This window comes from Microbacterium sp. 71-36, from assembly GCF_001898305.1.
Classification (GTDB): domain Bacteria; phylum Actinomycetota; class Actinomycetes; order Actinomycetales; family Microbacteriaceae; genus Microbacterium.
Window position 1 is genome coordinate 259,783 of sequence record NZ_MKTP01000002.1, and the last position, 16,073, is coordinate 275,855.

General features: G+C 71.6%; 20 protein-coding genes and 1 riboswitch. Of the genes, 13 read left to right on the top strand and 7 right to left on the bottom strand.

The window, feature by feature from the left end; genetic code table 11:
- The first annotated feature begins 59 nt into the window (after nucleotides 1-59).
- Nucleotides 60-524: an SIP domain-containing protein gene (locus BGO45_RS09770; protein ID WP_292693520.1), complete on the top strand. Its 465-nt coding sequence runs from the start codon at nucleotides 60-62 to the stop codon at nucleotides 522-524.
- A 7-nt stretch (nucleotides 525-531) separates the two neighbouring features.
- On the opposite strand, the gene BGO45_RS09775 is transcribed toward BGO45_RS09770, so the two are convergent.
- From BGO45_RS09775 to BGO45_RS09790, 4 genes are all read right to left on the bottom strand, one after another.
- The gene (locus tag BGO45_RS09775) at nucleotides 532-987 is read right to left on the bottom strand and encodes a Fe-S oxidoreductase (RefSeq protein ID WP_076490956.1); all 456 of its coding nucleotides are present in this window, start codon (nucleotides 985-987) and stop codon (nucleotides 532-534) included.
- Nucleotides 984-1,796, bottom strand: coding sequence for an arginase family protein (locus tag BGO45_RS09780; RefSeq protein ID WP_292693523.1), 813 nt, complete (start codon nucleotides 1,794-1,796; stop codon nucleotides 984-986). Before BGO45_RS09780 ends, BGO45_RS09775 begins: the two co-directional genes overlap by 4 nt.
- Before the next feature lie 59 nt (nucleotides 1,797-1,855).
- On the bottom strand, nucleotides 1,856-2,608 hold the full coding sequence (locus BGO45_RS09785; protein WP_076490954.1) for a PspA/IM30 family protein: 753 nt from the start codon (nucleotides 2,606-2,608) through the stop codon (nucleotides 1,856-1,858).
- 90 nt (nucleotides 2,609-2,698) lie between these two features.
- Nucleotides 2,699-4,744 carry a TPM domain-containing protein gene (locus BGO45_RS09790; RefSeq protein WP_292693526.1) on the bottom strand — a complete coding sequence of 682 codons (2,046 nt, stop codon included), beginning with the start codon at nucleotides 4,742-4,744 and terminating at the stop codon, nucleotides 2,699-2,701.
- Between the two features lie 123 nt (nucleotides 4,745-4,867).
- Between BGO45_RS09790 and BGO45_RS09795 the strand changes: the two genes are divergently transcribed.
- From BGO45_RS09795 to BGO45_RS09830, 8 genes are all read left to right on the top strand, one after another.
- Nucleotides 4,868-5,701, top strand: a complete 834-nt coding sequence (locus BGO45_RS09795; RefSeq protein WP_292693528.1) for a DUF3097 domain-containing protein — start codon at nucleotides 4,868-4,870, stop codon at nucleotides 5,699-5,701.
- Nucleotides 5,702-5,808: 107 nt separating this feature from the next.
- Nucleotides 5,809-6,531, top strand: coding sequence for a tRNA (guanosine(46)-N7)-methyltransferase TrmB (trmB, locus tag BGO45_RS09800; RefSeq protein WP_292693531.1), 723 nt, complete (start codon nucleotides 5,809-5,811; stop codon nucleotides 6,529-6,531).
- Nucleotides 6,528-7,400, top strand: a complete 873-nt coding sequence (locus BGO45_RS09805; protein WP_292693532.1) for a CPBP family intramembrane glutamic endopeptidase — start codon at nucleotides 6,528-6,530, stop codon at nucleotides 7,398-7,400. Before trmB ends, BGO45_RS09805 begins: the two co-directional genes overlap by 4 nt.
- Nucleotides 7,401-7,456: 56 nt before the next feature.
- Nucleotides 7,457-7,520: riboswitch (guanidine-III (ykkC-III) riboswitch) on the top strand.
- 10 nt (nucleotides 7,521-7,530) lie between these two features.
- The gene (locus BGO45_RS09810) at nucleotides 7,531-7,854 is read left to right on the top strand and encodes a multidrug efflux SMR transporter (RefSeq protein WP_292693736.1); all 324 of its coding nucleotides are present in this window, start codon (nucleotides 7,531-7,533) and stop codon (nucleotides 7,852-7,854) included.
- A 129-nt stretch (nucleotides 7,855-7,983) separates the two neighbouring features.
- Nucleotides 7,984-9,309, top strand: coding sequence for a hypothetical protein (locus BGO45_RS09815; RefSeq protein WP_292693534.1), 1,326 nt, complete (start codon nucleotides 7,984-7,986; stop codon nucleotides 9,307-9,309).
- 133 nt (nucleotides 9,310-9,442) lie between these two features.
- The gene (locus tag BGO45_RS09820; protein WP_292693536.1) at nucleotides 9,443-10,624 is read left to right on the top strand and encodes a GAF domain-containing sensor histidine kinase; all 1,182 of its coding nucleotides are present in this window, start codon (nucleotides 9,443-9,445) and stop codon (nucleotides 10,622-10,624) included.
- A 152-nt stretch (nucleotides 10,625-10,776) separates the two neighbouring features.
- Nucleotides 10,777-11,280, top strand: coding sequence for an SRPBCC family protein (locus BGO45_RS09825; protein ID WP_292693539.1), 504 nt, complete (start codon nucleotides 10,777-10,779; stop codon nucleotides 11,278-11,280).
- Nucleotides 11,277-12,752: an NAD(P)/FAD-dependent oxidoreductase gene (locus BGO45_RS09830; RefSeq protein ID WP_292693541.1), complete on the top strand. Its 1,476-nt coding sequence runs from the start codon at nucleotides 11,277-11,279 to the stop codon at nucleotides 12,750-12,752. The genes BGO45_RS09825 and BGO45_RS09830 overlap by 4 nt, the downstream gene beginning before the upstream one ends.
- Before the next feature lie 57 nt (nucleotides 12,753-12,809).
- On the opposite strand, the gene BGO45_RS09835 is transcribed toward BGO45_RS09830, so the two are convergent.
- The 3 genes from BGO45_RS09835 to BGO45_RS09845 all read right to left on the bottom strand — a co-directional run bounded on the left by BGO45_RS09835 (nucleotide 12,810) and on the right by BGO45_RS09845 (nucleotide 13,936).
- Entirely contained in the window at nucleotides 12,810-12,962 is a 153-nt protein-coding gene (locus tag BGO45_RS09835; protein WP_292693544.1) for a hypothetical protein, read from the bottom strand.
- A 216-nt stretch (nucleotides 12,963-13,178) separates the two neighbouring features.
- Nucleotides 13,179-13,526: a hypothetical protein gene (locus BGO45_RS09840; RefSeq protein ID WP_292693547.1), complete on the bottom strand. Its 348-nt coding sequence runs from the start codon at nucleotides 13,524-13,526 to the stop codon at nucleotides 13,179-13,181.
- Nucleotides 13,523-13,936 carry a hypothetical protein gene (locus BGO45_RS09845; protein ID WP_366515011.1) on the bottom strand — a complete coding sequence of 138 codons (414 nt, stop codon included), beginning with the start codon at nucleotides 13,934-13,936 and terminating at the stop codon, nucleotides 13,523-13,525. Before BGO45_RS09845 ends, BGO45_RS09840 begins: the two co-directional genes overlap by 4 nt.
- A gap of 76 nt (nucleotides 13,937-14,012) precedes the next feature.
- Here BGO45_RS09845 and BGO45_RS09850 point away from each other — a divergent pair, with 76 nt between their 5' ends.
- The 4 genes from BGO45_RS09850 (at nucleotide 14,013) to BGO45_RS09865 (ending at nucleotide 15,847) form a co-directional block, all read left to right on the top strand.
- The gene (locus BGO45_RS09850; RefSeq protein ID WP_366515012.1) at nucleotides 14,013-14,567 is read left to right on the top strand and encodes a MarR family transcriptional regulator; all 555 of its coding nucleotides are present in this window, start codon (nucleotides 14,013-14,015) and stop codon (nucleotides 14,565-14,567) included.
- Nucleotides 14,564-14,743 (top strand): hypothetical protein, encoded by a 180-nt coding sequence (locus BGO45_RS09855; RefSeq protein WP_292693549.1) that lies wholly within the window; start codon nucleotides 14,564-14,566, stop codon nucleotides 14,741-14,743. The genes BGO45_RS09850 and BGO45_RS09855 overlap by 4 nt, the downstream gene beginning before the upstream one ends.
- Nucleotides 14,744-14,818: 75 nt before the next feature.
- On the top strand, nucleotides 14,819-15,172 hold the full coding sequence (locus tag BGO45_RS09860; protein ID WP_292693551.1) for a hypothetical protein: 354 nt from the start codon (nucleotides 14,819-14,821) through the stop codon (nucleotides 15,170-15,172).
- A gap of 42 nt (nucleotides 15,173-15,214) precedes the next feature.
- Complete coding sequence (locus BGO45_RS09865; protein WP_292693554.1) at nucleotides 15,215-15,847, top strand: hypothetical protein; 633 nt, start codon at nucleotides 15,215-15,217, stop codon at nucleotides 15,845-15,847.
- The last annotated feature ends 226 nt before the right edge of the window (nucleotides 15,848-16,073 follow it).

Genomic DNA, 16,073 nt, shown 5'->3' on the forward strand with positions numbered 1-16,073 from the left:
CATCCAGGGGCGCTACACAGGTTAGGCAACCCTTCATCGCGGGTATAGTGGATGCCATCATGTCCACCTCCGCCGAGCACAACGCCGCCGCCTGCCGCTCTTCGCGCCACACGCGGGTGCAGCACCTCATCACGGCCGACGAGACCTCTCTCGCCGAGCTCGAGGCTCTGCTGTCGACGTTGCCGATCTGCTCGACGGGGCGCCTCTTCGTCGAGGTTCCCGACGCGTCGTGGATCACGCCGATCGCGGCCCCCGCCCGGATGACGGTCACGTGGCTCGACCGCTCCCGCCGGGGCGGCGCCCCCGGCACCGGACGCGCGTGCGCGCCGGGCCAGGCGCTGACGCGCGCGGTCGCGGGATGGGCGGGCGAGATGCTGTGCTGCGACGACGACGCCACCCGCATCTTTCTGCTGGGCTCCTACCTCGGCACCGCGGAGATCGTCGACGACCTGACCTCCCGCCACGGGGTGGACGCGGCGAGCATCCACACGCCCGAGCGCTTCGGGATCACCGCCGCTCGCTGACGCGGCCTCACGCTCCGCGGGGGACGTAGTTCCCCTCGACGAGACCGGCTTCGATCTCGAATCGGTTGCGCAGCGGATCACGGCCCGCAAGGAAGTACAGCAGCGGCATGAGGAAGCCGTAGCGGCGCCACTGGCGCACGTGCACGGCCTCGTGTCCGAGGACCGCGTCGGTGGGGGGAACGTCACCGGTGAGGAAGCAGTCGCCCACGCAGACGCCGCCGCGGGGGAACGCCCACTGCGGGAGTCCGCGGAACACCCAGAGTCCGTTCCGACGCTCGATGCGGCCGGTGCTCCACAGCGAGCCCCACACCCACCCCACGGTGCGGCCGTACCAGAAGCCGACGCGACTGACGGGGGAGTCCAGCAGCACGGACGGGAGGAACCGGTCGATCCGGCGTCCGCGCGCGACCGCCCGATCGGCGCGTTCGCGCCAGCCGTCCGGTGGACGGGGGATCGGGCTCACGCGAGCGCTCCGACCAGGCGCAGGATCGTTCCGAGATCGTCGACGGCCGCGGCCGGCGACGAGGGGGAGAACTCGGTGATCGTGGCGCCCGCGAGGGGGACCCGTTCGCGAAGCCGGCGGACGGATGCCACGACCTCCGCCGCGGCGACACCGAACGGCACGGGGCTGGCGATGCCGCTGATCTCCGACGGGTCGAGGACGTCGAGGTCGATGTGGACGAACACGCGGGAGGCCCCCGTGGCCGCCACCGCCGCGGCGAGTACCTCGGCGTCGGCCAGGTCGCCCGCGCCGATCGTGCGGATGCCGTGCGCCGCGACGACCCGCTCCTCCTCCGCATCCCACGCCCGGGTTCCGGCCAGCACGATGCGGCTCGGGGCGATGCCCGGCGTGAGTCGCACCGTCGGTTCGCCCTCACCGAGGATGCTGCGCAGCACCATCCCTGTGAACGCCCCGCTGGGCGAGGACGCGGCCGTGTTCAGGTCGGGGTGCGCGTCGAGCCAGACGACCGCGAGGTCGTCGCCGGCGATCGCGGAGATGGCGCCGAGCGCGACGCCGCAGTCGCCGCCGATCGTCACGACGGGTTCGTCGGTGCCGCGGACGGCGTCCTCGATGCGGTCGCGCATGCGCACGACGGCACTCAGACGATGGATGCCGCTGCCCTGCGCGTCGCCGGCCTCCGTCGGGGCTTCGAGGGCGATCGTCGCTGCTCGCGGCAGGTCGCCCGCGATCGCTTCCGCGCCGTCGATGAGCTGCATCGCACGCGAGGACGATGACCCCTGCCACTGCGGGGCGATGACGAAACGCGTCATGACATGCCTGTCGGGTGGGGGAGCGCACTGCCCCGAGGGGACGGTGCGCTCCCGGGCGATCAGAGGTCGGGGCTCGGGGCGTCGATCGCGGCGCGCTGCGGGCCGCCGGTCTTCAGCGCGGCCAGCCGCGCCTCGACCTCGGTCAGCTCACCCACGTCTTCGAGCGCGTTGAACTGCGCGTCGATGCTCGACGCCGCCAGTTCCTGCTTGCCGGCGGCGAGGGCCTCTTCCCGACGGATCTTGTCCTCGAAACGTCCGAGCTCGCTGGTCGGGTCGAGGACGTCGATCGACTTCACGGCGTCGTGGACCTTGTTCTGGGCCTCGGCGACCTTGGCGCGGGCGAGCAGCTCGCTGCGCTTCGACTTCAGCTGCTCGAGCTTGGTCTTCATGCCGTTGAGGCCGTCCTTGAGCTTGTCGACGACCTCGGTCTGCGACGCGATCGTGGGCTCCGCGGCCTTCGCCTCGCTCTCCGCCGAGATCTGGCGCTGCAGGGCGATCTTGGCGAGGTTGTCGAACTTGTCGGCCTCGCCGGCGTTGCCGGCGGCGCGCAGTTCGTCGCCCTTGCGGCTGGCGGCGAGGGCCTTGTTGCCCCACTCCGCGGCGGCCTGCACGTCTTCCTGGTGGTCGCGTTCGAGCAGGCGCAGGTTGCCGATGGTCTCGGCGATCGCGGACTCGGCGTCGGCGATCGAGTTGGAGTAATCGCGAACGAGCTGATCGAGCATCTTCTGCGGGTCCTCGGCCTGGTCGAGGAGCGCATTGATGTTCGCGCGGACGAGGGTCGAGATCCGACCGAAGATGGACTGCTTGGCCATGCGGGATTTCCTTCCTGAGGCGACCCTGTCGAGTCTGGTGCCGATTTCTACGAGTTTTCTGTGACGAGCGTCAGGGGCCGGGCGGGGGAGTCAGAAGCGTCCCCCTCCGCGCCGCGAACGGGATCCGGTCGAGGACGAGCCGACCGAGCGTCCGCGGGACCCGACGGACCGCGAACCGCCGCCGCCGCCGAGTCCGCCCATTCCTCCGAGCATGCCCCCGAGGCCTCCGAGCCCACCTCCGCCGAAGCCCCCGCGGGAGCGCGAGCCCCCGCCCAGGAGGGCGTTGACGGCGATGCCCCCGAGGATGGCCCCCATCATGTCGCCGCCGCCGCCCCCGCCGCCCCCGCCGAAGGCGCCGACGTCGTTCTGGGCGAGCGAGGAGGCCTGGCCGGCGAGATCGACCGCGCGCTGGGCCGACGGGAGAGCGGATGCCGGGTCGACCGTGCGCAGCTGTTCGGCTTGCACGAGCGCGGCACCCGCCTCGGCGAGACGCGTACGGGCGGTCGGCCCGACCGCACCGCGGCGTGCCGAGATGAAGTCCTCGGTAGCGGAGACCTGGGCGCGCGCCTGCACCAGCAGGCCGTCCAGCTGTGATGCGGCGCGGCGACGTCTCTCGGCCTCGTCGTGCGCGGCGCTCAGGACCGCGTCGATCGCGGCGTTGCCCTGTTCGAGCGCGGAGAGGGCGCGGAGCGGGGAGGTGCGCGGCGGTGCGAGAGCCGCGCGCCCGGCGTCGAGGTGTGCGCGTGTCGTCGCCACGGCACCCGCGACGCGACCGTCGGGATCGGGCAGTGCCGCGGCGGCGGCGAGGTCGCCCTCGATCTCGGCCACGAGGTCCGCGGCGCGGCGCTCCGCGGCGGCGAGGTCGGCCGTCAGCGACGGGACGGCCGTCTCGAGGCTCTCCGCCTGAGCGACCGCGGCTTCGCCGGCACGGATCGCGACGGCGGCCTCGCCCGAGGCGCCGGCGGCGATCGCCTGATCGGCCGCCGAGAACTGTCGCGCGGCGAGGTCCAGCCGGTCGCGGGCCTGCGCCGGGTTGTCGGCCACGGGGGCGAGGGCGTCGTCGGTGTAGCGCTCGCGGAGAGCGGCGAGATCGCGCTCGGTCCCCTCCAGCGCTCCGGTCGCGGCGGTGTGCCGCTCGCGGGCGCGGGCCACTGCCGCGGGCGCATCGGACTCGAGCGCACGGAGCTGGTCGAACGCGGCCGCCTTGGCATCCAACGATTCGTCCGCCGACGCGCACAGACGCAGGATCTCGGCGTAGCCGGCCCGCCGCTGGTCATCGGTCTCGGGAACGTCGTCGTCGAGCTGCTGCGAGATGGTGAAGGCCCGGTCGAGGTCGGTCTTGGCCTGGGCGAGCGCCTCGGCGAACGGGGCGGCGGTCTCGTCGCCGAACTGCGCGCGCGCGAAGCCGAGTTCCTGCTCACTGGTCTTGATCGCGTCGTCGGTGGCGACGAGCGCGGACCCGGCGCGGCGGGAGAGGTCGTCGATGCTCTCGCCCGGTGCCGGTACGCCCGCGGCGGCGCCGCGTCGACGGCGCAGCCACAGCCACAGCAGACCGCCGCCGAGTGCGAGCACGAGGAACACGACGAGCGCGATGAGGGCCACGTCCGGTCCGGCGCCGGCCGGCTCGCGTGGCGGGGCGGGCTCGGCGGCGCGCGCCGCGGCGGTGATCCCCGTCGCCGCCGCGTCCGCGGCCCCGGCGTAGTCGCCGGCCGACAGGGCGGGTTGCACCCGCTCCTGCTCGATCGCGGCGAGCTGATCCGCGGTCAGCGCACCGTCGTCGACATCGCCCGAGAGGTAGTACGCGCGCCCGTCGACCGACACCGCGAGGAGGTACTGGTGCGGGCCGAGACTGTTGCGGTTGGCGGTCTCGTTGGCCCAGTCCGCGGCCGAGCTCGGCTCGCTGAAGTCGTCGACGAAGACGACCCACATGTCGAGCCCGGTCTGTTCCGACAGGCGGAGCATCCGGGACTGCACCTCGGCCTCTTGCGCGTTGGTCAGCACGTCGGCCTGGTCGAGCACGTAGCTCGAGCCGAGCGACGGGGGAGGCACGGCCCACGCCGGCGCCGCCAGACCGAGGACCGACGCCGCCGCGACCGCCAGGCCCGCCATGATCGCCGCCGTCTTCGGCTTTCGCATGCATTCCCCTTCGGCGCTGAGGCCCCCACTCTATAAAGCCCCCCGGACACGCGGGAAGGCTCGGCGCGTCCGCCCTGAGCGCACGCGCGCGGCGCATAGGCTCGGGCGTTCGGAGGTACCCCCATGGACGATCGCTACGGCACCGATGTGCTCGCCCGCGGCTGGCGCGAGGCCGGCCGCAAGAAGGCGGTCGAGGTCGCGGCATCCGCCGATCTCGTCGTCGAGGTGGCCGGTGACGGATTCTGCGGGGCGGTGACCCGCCTCGACGGCATGAACGTCGAGCTCGAGGACCGCCTCGGCAGACGTCGGCTGTTCCCCCTCGGCGGTGGGTTCCTCCTCGACGGCGAGCCCGTCGTCCTCGTCGCCCCCGCCGCCGCGCCGAAGGGACGCACCCGGACGGCCTCCGGGTCGTTCGCCGCCTCCGACCAGCGTGCCCGCACGGCGCGCGCGAGCCGCATCTTCGTCGAGGGCAAGCACGACGCCGAACTGGTCGAGAAGGTGTGGGGTGCAGACCTCCGGGCCGAGGGCGTCGTGGTCGAGTTCCTCGAGGGCGTCGACCTCCTCGAACAGACCCTGGATGCCGAGCCTCCGACGGCCGAACGGCGGTACGGCGTGCTCGTGGACCACCTCGTGCCGGGCTCCAAGGAGTCGCGCATCGCAGAGAAGATCGCCCGGGGCCGTCACGGAGCCCACGTGCGCATCGTCGGGCATCCGTTCGTGGACGTGTGGCAGTGCGTCACTCCGCGCGCCCTCGGCATCGCCGCGTGGCCGCAGGTCCCGCGCGACATCGAGTGGAAGGTCGGCGTCTGCCGCGCGCTCGGCTGGCCCGCCGAGGAGCAGGCCGACCTCGCCCGCGCCTGGCAGCACATCCTGTCGCGCGTGACCACGTTCCGCGACCTCGAGCCGGCCCTGCTCGGCCGCGTCGAGGAGCTCATCGACTTCGTGACCGTCCCGTGAGCGGCCGCAAACCCCGGGCCCTCTCGCGTGAGGAGACGGAATCCGTCGCTTCCGGCCCCGATGAGCGCCGGAAAGCGACCCCTGACGCGCCGGATAGCCTGGAGGGCATGGATGCCGCCCCCGTCTTCCGCGACAAGCCGGTGTCGTTCGTGCGCCGCAGCGGCCGCATGTCGGAGGCGCAGGACCGCGCGTGGGCCGAGCTCGCGCCGTTCTACCTGCTGCCCGTCGAGCGCGCCGCCGCGGCCACGAGCGTGCGGGCGGGATCGGCGATCGATCCGGCCGAGGTGTACGGGCGCCGCGCGCCGCTGATCGTCGAGATCGGCTCCGGGCAGGGCCACCAGATCGTCGCGGCGGCGTCCTCCGCCCCCGACACCGACTTCCTCGCCGTCGAGGTGTTCACCGCGGGCCTGGCCCGCACCATGCTCGACGCGGACCGCGCCGGCGTCCGCAACCTGCGTCTGGTCGAGGCCAACGCCCCCGAGGTGCTGGAGCACCTGCTGCCCGCGGGCGGCGCCTCCGAGCTGTGGGTGTTCTTCCCCGACCCCTGGCACAAGAAGAAGCACACCAAGCGTCGGCTCGTCGCGCCCGAGTTCGCCCGGATCGCCGCGCAGGCGCTGCGTCCGGGTGGGACGCTCCGACTCGCCACCGACTGGCAGGACTACGCCGATCAGATGCGCGCCGTCCTCGACGCCGCACCCGACTTCGAGCGCGCGTTCGCGGGGGAGTGGGCCGAGCGCTTCGACGGTCGTGTCCTCACCGCCTTCGAGCGCAAGGGCATCCGGGTGGGTCGGGACATCCGCGACCTGACCTACACGCGTCGCACGCCATGACCGCCCACGCCGCCGCACCCGAACGCGTCCGCCGCACCTGGACGCCCGCTCTGGTGCCGGCGGCATCGGTGTGTCTGGCGGCTCCGGTGATCTTCGTCGTCCAGGTCGTGTGGATCGGGTGGATCCTCCTGGCGGTGGCCGTGGCATCCGCGGTCGTCGTCGACCGTCGCGCGGGCGTCCCGATCGTTCCGACGCCGCGCGCGGCTCCCGTCCCCAGCCTGGCTCGGGACGTGTTCCTCCTCGCGCTCGGGCAGGTCGCCGTGAGCCTCATCCCCCTGAAGGCGGAGCTCGACGACGCCGCATTCGTGCGGTTCACCCTGGGGCTCGGCGGCGCGGTCGTCCTGCCCTACGTGATCTCGCGCTTCGTCTTCCGCGACCGGGCCATCCGCTTCCCCTGGCGCGGCGGCGGTCGGTGGGCGTGGTGGCAGTGGGTGTGGCTGGTCGGAGTGATCGTGCTGGGGTGGCTCATCCTGCCGTTCTACTTCGTGACCTCGGGCGTCTACATGAACTGGCCCGTCGTGGACACCCCCGAGCTCATCGGCCGCCTCTTCGTCGGCGTCGGCGCCGTGGGCATCTGGGACGAGCTGTTCTTCGTGTGCACGGTGTTCGTGCTGCTGCGGCGACACTTCCCGGACGTGACGGCCAACGTGCTGCAGGCCATCGTCTTCGTGTCGTTCCTCTGGGAACTCGGGTATCAGGCGTGGGGGCCGGCCCTGACCATCCCGTTCGCGCTCGTGCAGGGATTCCTCTTCCTCCGCACCCGCTCGCTCTGGTACGTGGTCACCGTGCACCTGCTCTTCGACGCCGTGGTCTTCGGCGTCCTGGTGCACGCCCACAACCCCGGCGCCGTCTCGATCTTCCTCGTCTGATCGGATGAACGGATGCCGTGCACGGCCGGTGCACAGGCGCGCTTGCTAGCGTGGCGGACGCGTGCGAACGGCACCACCGGACGAGGGATCAGTACCCGGACTGCGACAAGACTGGCCGATGGAGGTCGTCGTGTCGTGGATCGTTCTGGCCGTCTCGGGCGTCCTGGAAGCGGTGTGGGCCACGGCCCTCGGCCGTTCCGAGGGCTTCACGAAGCTGTGGCCGAGCGTCGTGTTCGCCGTCGCGCTCGTGGCGAGCATGGGCGGGCTCGCGTGGGCGATGAGGGAGATCCCCACGGGGACCGCCTACGTCGTGTGGGTGGGAATCGGTGCGGCACTCACGGTGATCGTCGCGATGATCGGGGGAGCCGAAACCGTGTCGGTGGTGAAGATCCTGCTGATCCTCGTCCTCGTCGGCTGCGTCGTGGGCCTCAAGATCGTCGGTGACGCCCACTGATCAGGGCATTTCCTGAATGTCAACCGGGAAGACCGTTGGCATCCATCCGGTACCATCTGGGCGAATGCACTTGTCCGGGCCGGACACCGTCGTCAGCAGCCCACTTCCTCCCTGTGTGAAAGGTTCCGAGTGAGCGCACCGCCGAGCGAGCTGGTCCCCACGGTACGGCCGGCCCCCACCGACGATCGTCTGGCGCCGCTGCGCGAGCGCGGGCGTCGCCTGCTCGACTCCCGTCCCGGACGGGCACTCCGTCAGTACGGCCGGGATGTCCTGCGCGCCCCGCAGGGCGTGGAGCCGATCGAGCGCGGCGCGTTCACCCGCGTCCTGCTGCTGTGGGCGATCGCCCGCGTGGTGAACTTCGGCCTGCTCTGGGGGTTCTACTCGATCGCCAAGGCGGCGCGCTGGGGCTTCGGACCCGACAGCGAGCGCCTCGGCACGTTCTTCGACTACCTCACCGGGTGGGATGCCGATCGCTACGGCCAGATCGCCGCGCAGGGCTATCCGATGTCGCTGCCCATGAACGTGTCGGGCGACATCCTCCCGAACAACTGGGCGTTCCTCCCGGTCTTCCCGTTCCTCGTGCGCACGCTCTCGGGAGCGACGGGAATCGGCTGGCAGCCCGTCGCCGTCCTGATCAGCCTCGCCGCGAGCCTGGGGGCGACGTGGATGCTGTTCCGCCTGCTGCGCACCGTCACCCGGCCGCGCGCCGCGTGGTGGTCGGTCGTCTTCTTCTCGTTCGCGCCGATGTCGTTCCTCTTCGCTCTCGGCTACAGCGAGGGCCTGTTCATGTTCCTGGTCTTCAGCGGCATGCTCCTCGCCATCAAGCGGAAGTATCTGTGGATCCTGCCGCTCGGAGTGATCGCGGCGTACACGCGGCCGGGCGTGCTCGCCTTCGGCCTGGCGCTCGGCATCCTGTTCCTGGTGCGCTTCTTCCGGCGTCGGGTCGACCCCTTCCCCGTCCGGGAGTGGGCGTCCCTCATGGCGTCCGGGCTCGTCATCGCGGTCGCGGGTCTGTCGTGGAGCCACATCGCCCAGGACGTCACCGGCACCAAGAACGCCTACATCCGGACCGAGCTCGGCTGGTGGCTCGACTACGTCGGCAACGACGAGTTCACGCCGTTCACCCCGTGGTTCCGACAGGCCGGCACGCACCTGGGTGTGGTGGGCATCATCCTCGTCGTCGCACTGATCGTCGCTTTCGCCGCGCTGCTGTGGTCGCGTCCCGTCCGCCGACTCGGCCTCATGGTCGTGGCGTACCTGTTCAGCTACGGCGTGTACATCTTCGCGGTCTTCCTCCCGCAGCAGAGCACCTTCCGCCTTCTCATGCCGATGGCCCCCATCCTCGGCGACGACCGGTTGTCCTCGACGCCGCGCCGTCGCACGGCGATCCTCGTCGGATGCCTGGTCCTGCAGGCGGTGGCGATCCTGCTGCTGTGGACGCGCGGCAATCCGTGATCCGACGGACATCCTGGAGGGGCGGGCACCGGTGTGCTCGCCCCTTCGTCGTTCCGCGGGCCTCACGGGTCCCCGCGACAGCGTCCGACCGGCGGGATAGGCTCGGTCGGGGAGACGATCGCGAGGGGATGCCGTGTCGACAGCTCACGAGGTGACGCGCCGCGACGCCATCGATCGGTACCGCATCGTCGGGGCGCTGCCCGAACCGGATCTCCAGGGGTTGGTCGAGCTGGCGGCGACGATCTGCGGTGTGTCCACCGCCGTCATCAACATCATCGACGACCGTGCGCAGCACCAGGTCGCCGCCGTCGGCGTGCGGGCGGCATCGTGCTCCATCGAGGATTCGATGTGCGCCGCGGTGCTCGTCGAGCCGGGCCGCGTGGTCGTCCCCGACGCGCGCGAGGACCCGCGGTTCCGCGACAACGCGTTCGTCACGGGGGTGGTCGCCTCGGTGCGCTTCTACGCGTCCAGCCCTCTCATCACGCCCTCGGGCGTCGCGATCGGCACCCTGTGCGTCTTCGACGACGAGGTCGGCGAGCTGACGGATGCCACGGCTCACGCCCTCGACCTGCTCGCGCACCAGGTCATCGATGTCCTCGAGCTCCGGCGCGTGAGCCGCGATCTCGCGGAGTCGAACACGCAGCTCGAGCAGTTCGCGACCCAGGTGAGCCACGATCTGAGGAACCCTCTGACGGCCCTGTCGGGCTTCCTCGAACTCGCGGCGGACAGCCCCGAGATGATCGATGCCCCGCGGGCGTCGCGGTCGCTGGCCCGTGCCGAGGCCGCCGCGTCGCGGATGACCTCGATGGTGACGGACCTGCTCGATTTCGCGCGCATGGGGGGAGCGCGACCGCACTTCAGTCGCGTGGACGTCGGCGAGATCGTGGACGAGGTGCTGGAGGACCTGGACGGCGCCGTGGTGGGCGCGGGCGCCGAGGTCGTGGTGGACGCGTCGATGCTCGTCCGCGCCGACGACACCCTCCTGCGCGTCCTCCTGCAGAATCTCATCGCCAACGCGGTGAAGTTCACCGTCGCCGCGGGGCGTGTGCCGCGCGTCTCGGTGACCGTGCGCGAACTTCCGGACGGATGGCGTCTGACGGTGGACGACAACGGCCACCCGGTCGATGCGGAGCTGCGGGATCGCATGTTCGAGCCGATGCAGCGGGGCCATGACGCCGAGGTGCAGGGACTCGGTATCGGATTGGCGACCTGCCGACGTATCGCGCACGCACACGGGGGCCACATCGGCCTCGACGAGTCTCCGGACGGCGGAACGCGCGCCTGGGTGGTGCTCCCCGCGGACGTCGCCGCCTGATCGGCCACGCCCTGGTGCGCCTAACGGTCTCGATGCGCCCGCGCAACCTTCGTGACCGGCGGGTGCACCGACCCGTAGCGTTGTCGGCATCCGGTCGGGAGTCCGGGCGCCCGGCCGAAGCCTCCCCGCCGACGACGAGGAGGTGCTCCCCGATGGCTCGCAACGTGCGACTTCTGCACTGCACACCCGAGGACGTCTTCCGCGTGCTCGCGAACGGGTGGCTGTATCCGCTCTGGGTGGTCGGGGCGTCCCGCATGCGCGACGTGGCCGAGGAATGGCCGCGCGAAGGGGCGGAGTTGCACCACTCGTTCGGGTCGTGGCCCGCTCTCGTCGACGACACCACGGTGATGCGCGTATGGGATCCGCCGCGCCACGCGGTGCTCGAGCCGCATGGCGGTCCGATCGGCATCGCGCGCGTCACCATAGATGTGAAGCCGCGAGGTGAGGCGTGCGTCGTCCGGCTCCAGGAGGAGCCCGTGACCGGGCCGACCACTTTGCTCCCCGACGTGGTGTTCGACGCGATCACACGGTGGCGCAACGCCGAGACCCTGCACCGGCTGGCGTACCTCGCCGAGGGCGGCGCCCCGAGGTCCGGCGGGGGAGCCGCCGCCATCGGCCACGCCTCCACCGCAGAGAAGGAACCGGTCCGGCGATGACCGAGCGATACGACGCGATCGTCGTCGGATCGGGACCCAACGGTCTCGCGGCGGCGGTCACCCTCGCGCGGGCCGGGCTGTCGGTGGCCCTGTACGAGCGACAGCCGTCGCTCGGCGGCGCGGCCTCGACCGGTGAACTCACTCTGCCCGGCTTCCGCCACGATCTTGGATCCGCGGTGCACCCGCTCGCCCTCGAGTCGTGGTTCTTCCGCGAGTTCGGCCTCGAACGCCGGGTGCCGTTCGTCGTTCCGGAGGTCTCGTTCGCGCACCCTCTGGAAGGCGGGCGAGCCGGTCTCGCCTACCGCGACCTGCCCCGCGCGGCGGAGGCGATCGGTCGCGACGGGGCGGCCTACGCCCGCCTGATGGGGCCGCTCGTCGCGCACCTCCGAGGTGTGGCCGACTTCACCGGCAACGCCCTGCTCCGCGTCCCGGGCGACCCCCTCGCCGCGTTCTACTTCGGCATCCGCTCGTTGGAGCAGGGCGGCCCGTGGTGGAACGCGAGGTTCCGCGAGGAGGTCGCTCCCTCGATGATCACCGGGGTGGCGGCGCATTCGATCCTCGCGCAACCGAGCCTCGCCGCCGGAGGTGCCGGCCTGGTGCTGGCCACCTACGCGCACGGACGAGGATGGCCGATCCCCGTCGGGGGCAGTCAGTCGATCGCCGACGCGCTGGCAGCCGACCTGCGCGCTCATGGTGGGGTCGTGCACACGGGCGTCGACGTCACCGACCTCCGTCAGCTCCCTGCCGCCCGCGCCGTGCTCCTGGACGTCACGCCGCGCGCTCTGGTCGGCCTGGTCGGTGACCGGATGCCGGGAGGCTACCGCCGCGCGCTCGAGCGGTTCCGCTACGGCGGGGGAGTGGCCAAGATCGACTTCGCCCTGTCGGATCCTGTGCCGTGGGCCGATCCGGAGGTCGCTCTCTCGGGAACGGTGCACGTGGGCGGCACACGGGCGCAGATCGCCGCCGCGGAGAACGCGGTCGTGCGCGGGGAGCTTCCGCACGCCCCCTATGTCCTGGTGTCGCAGCCCTCGCTGTTCGATCCGACGCGTGCTCCCGAGGGGCGACACGTCCTGTGGGCGTACACCCATGTTCCGGCGGGGAGCCGCGCCGACCGAGAGGCGGCGGTGGTCGCCCAGATCGAACGCTTCGCGCCCGGCTTCCGCGACACGATCCTGGCGACGTCGTCTCGGACTGCGATCGACATCGCGGGGTGGAACCCCAATTTCCCCGGCGGCGACATCTCGGCGGGCGCGCCGTCGCTTCCGCAGTTGATCGGGCGTCCGGTGTACAGCCCCGAACCGTGGCGCACCCCGATCCCCGGAATCTACCTCTGCTCGTCCTCGACGAGCCCCGGCCCCGGTGTGCACGGCCTCGCCGGCTGGCAGGCGGCGCTCAGCGCGTTGCGTCGCGAGTTCGGAACCCGTCTGCGCCCCGACCTCGCCCCGCGTCCCGACCAGATCGCGGCGACCTGATCGGCCCGCGGGCCCACGCGGCGGAACCTGGGGCGGGGAACGCCTCGCGGTGACGACTCAGTCGATCTTGCCCGTGGGGGAGGAATCGGTGTCGGCCGCCTCGTCGGCATCGTGCTGAGCCGCGGCCCCTTCCTCGGGCGATTCCGCCCCTGAGGGCGAGGTGTCGGGAGAATCGTCGTCGGGACGATCGGGTGCGGTGGGATCAGCCATGGGAGGCCCCCTTCGTGAGCGCCGGAGGTCGGCGATCCGGGTGACGCTGTCACACCCCGAGAGCGAAGTCCAGGGGGTGGTCGCAGATGCGTCGTGCGCTCCGCCTCCCCGCCCGACGTCAGATGGGGTGGACGCCGTAACGTTCCGCGAACTCGGCCCGAGCGGCATCCTCCACGTCGTCGGCCTCGTCGCGGAGTTCGACGATCGACACGGCGCTCACAGGTAGGGCGCGAGCGCGCCGGCGGTGAGGGCGAAGGCGAGCGCGGCGGTGCCGGCTGCGGTGGCGAGCACGACCGTCGCGTGTTCGGCGCGGACCCGCCGCGCCGTGTTGGCCGGATCGGCGGTGGACCGCAGGGAGGCTTTGGCGCTCTCGAGCGCGTCGTAGCGGCCGATGGGGACGCCGTGGGCGTCCCGCGAGACGAACCCGCCGGACACGCTGTCCACGCACCCGTAGTACTCGCCGCCCCGGTGGGCGACCCAGAATCCGGAGTCGACCTTGACCCAGAGGACCCGCACGCCGGTGAGCGGCCCGACGGCCGCGGTCGTCGACGAAGGCATGGTCACGCCGCCGTTCGCATCGCCGCGCGGCGCGCGGCGGGGGTGGGGGCAGGGGTGCGAGCCGCGACCGCGGAAGCGGGGATCTCCGCATCGAGCGCGATGACGAGACCGGCGGAGGAGTTGGCCATGTCGGCCATGTCCTTCAGCGTTCGGGCATCCAGCTGCTCGGGTTCCGCGCTGTCGAAGACGAAGCGCAACGGAATCGCGGGCTGCAGCCACAGGGTGGAGCGGCCGGGGGCGCCGTCGACATGGGTCCAGCTCACGGTGAAGCTCTCGCTGCGACGGAGTTTGGTCGCAACGACCACCTTGAGGTGCGAGAGGAGGCGATCGGGGATGCGGACGGGCTCGGGCGTGGTGCCGTAGTAGAGGTGGCCCATGAGGAACTCCCTTCGTCGTGTTAGCTGCTTGATGAACATACTCGGTTAGTAACTAGTTTGTCGAACTATTTGTTTCGTTGTATGATTTCGAGATCGACAGCAAGGGGCGTACACCATGACGGACATGCGTACGGTGTCGCAGAGCCTCTCTCCTGGCGGAGACCGCGACTCGGGCACCTATTGGTACGGAGATGAGCCCGCCGACCGCCGCGTGCGGAGCAAAGCGGTGCTCGAAGCCCTCCGCGTCTACCGGGCCGCCGAACTCGCGATGCGTCGGCGCACCCGCGAGTCGATGTCGATGGGGGAGAACGAGCTCCTCGTCCTGCGCTATCTGCTCCGTGAACCCGGTCGGAAGGTGCGGCCGGGCGAGCTGACCCGCTATCTCGGCCTGTCCACCGCATCGACGACGGCGATCCTCGACCGTCTCGAGCGCTCGGGGCACGTCACTCGAACGGCCAACCCCGACGACCGTCGCAGCATCTTCATCCAGGCCACCGATCGCGCGCACGCGGAGGTGCGTCAGACCCTCGGCAACATGCATGACCGCATGCTCGCCGCCGTCATCGACATGTCGGCGGAAGAGTCCGAGGTCGTGGTGAGGTTCCTGCACCGGATGAGCGACGCGGTGGACGGCGTCGCCGTGGACGCCGGCCCGTCAGCCTCACCGTGATCTACGTGCTCGTCGGCGGACCGCGCGACGGACAGCACGTGGACGACCTCCCACGCGGATACCGCCTCAGCCTCGACGAACCGGCTCCCGCGCGGTTCGCCGAGTTCGACACCGTGCGCGCGGTGTGGTTCGAATTGGATGCCGCGATGTTCCGTTCCGCGCAGCGGCGCGACTGACCCGCGCGTATCCCACCTCCCGCATCGCGCGCAACCCGCCACCCGGTCTCGCCGGCGGCGACCACGCTGGAACGCATGAGATGTGTCACCTACGCCGGAGAGACCGTGATCACCACCGACGACGTCGCGTCGTCGCTCGTGGAGTTGACCGCCGCGGTGGCCAAGGAGGGCCAGGCCGAGGCGGTGAGCATTCCGATCGTCACCGAGGACAAGACGGTCGGGCAGGCCGAACTCGTCATCGGGGTCGGCAACGATGTCCTGTCCGCCCCCGTGGAGTGGACGGGCGAGGAGCCCGACTTCGCCGCGTGGTCGGAGGACCTCCGCAACCACCGCCTCTTCCCGCGCTCGACTCTGCGGGCCGTCGAGCCGACCTCCTCGGGCGACGACGAGCCGATGGACTGGGACTTCGACCAGCCCACTCAGGCGTGACGCTTCTCGAGAGCCGTCGGCGCTCCACGTAGGGTGGAGCGCATGGGGAAGCGGAGCGCGACGTGGCGCGTCGGGGGCATCCTGCTCGGGGTGTGCGGTGTCATCGGACTCGGCGGAGCGCGCACGGTGGGTTCGCCCGTGGTCGCCCAGATCCTGATCGACGGGCTCTGGGCAGTCGGCATCCTGGTGTTCGCCGTCGGCCTCAATCGCGCCGGCAGCGTCGTGGCGCGACGCCCCCTGGGCCTCACCGCCCTGGTCGTGCTGGCCCTCGCGCCGCTGATCGTGAACCTGACCTCCACGCTCACCCCGGTGCAGGTCGTGTCGTCCGAACCCGCCACCGCCTGGCTGGCCTCCGCGGTCAGCGTGACGGCGTCGGCCGTGTCGATCGCCGCGGGCGCGGTCGCAGCGACGCAGATCGCGCGCCTGGGCGCCGTGCCCGCGCGATGGCGGCGGGCCCCTCTCTGGGCGCTGGCGATCAGCGTGGGCTGCGCGGTGCTCGTCCAGGTCGTCTGGGGCGTCCTCGGTGCCGCGGGCGCCGACCAGGGGGTCATCGCGGCCGTCGGAGTGATCGGGTGGATCGGTTATCTCGCCCCGACCCTCGGACTCGGCGTCGTCGCGCTGATCGCGGCCGCGACCGATGATCCCCGCAGCGTGCAGGTGTTCCGCTCCTCCTGAGCCACCCGTCGACAGGCCCCCGCCGCCCAGCGGGGGCGGATACACCCCGGGGTGGATGACGTCCGCCCGGCGGCGAGGAGACGATGAATCGTCGGATCGTTCTCCACGATCGACATTCACCCGATCGGAGCCCCATGCCGCCGACCGCCGTCGTCTCGCCCCCGCCCGTCGGAGACGCGCCCGCCCCGCCCCGCGCTCCGGAGCGCGTCGCCGCGTCGTCCTCCGT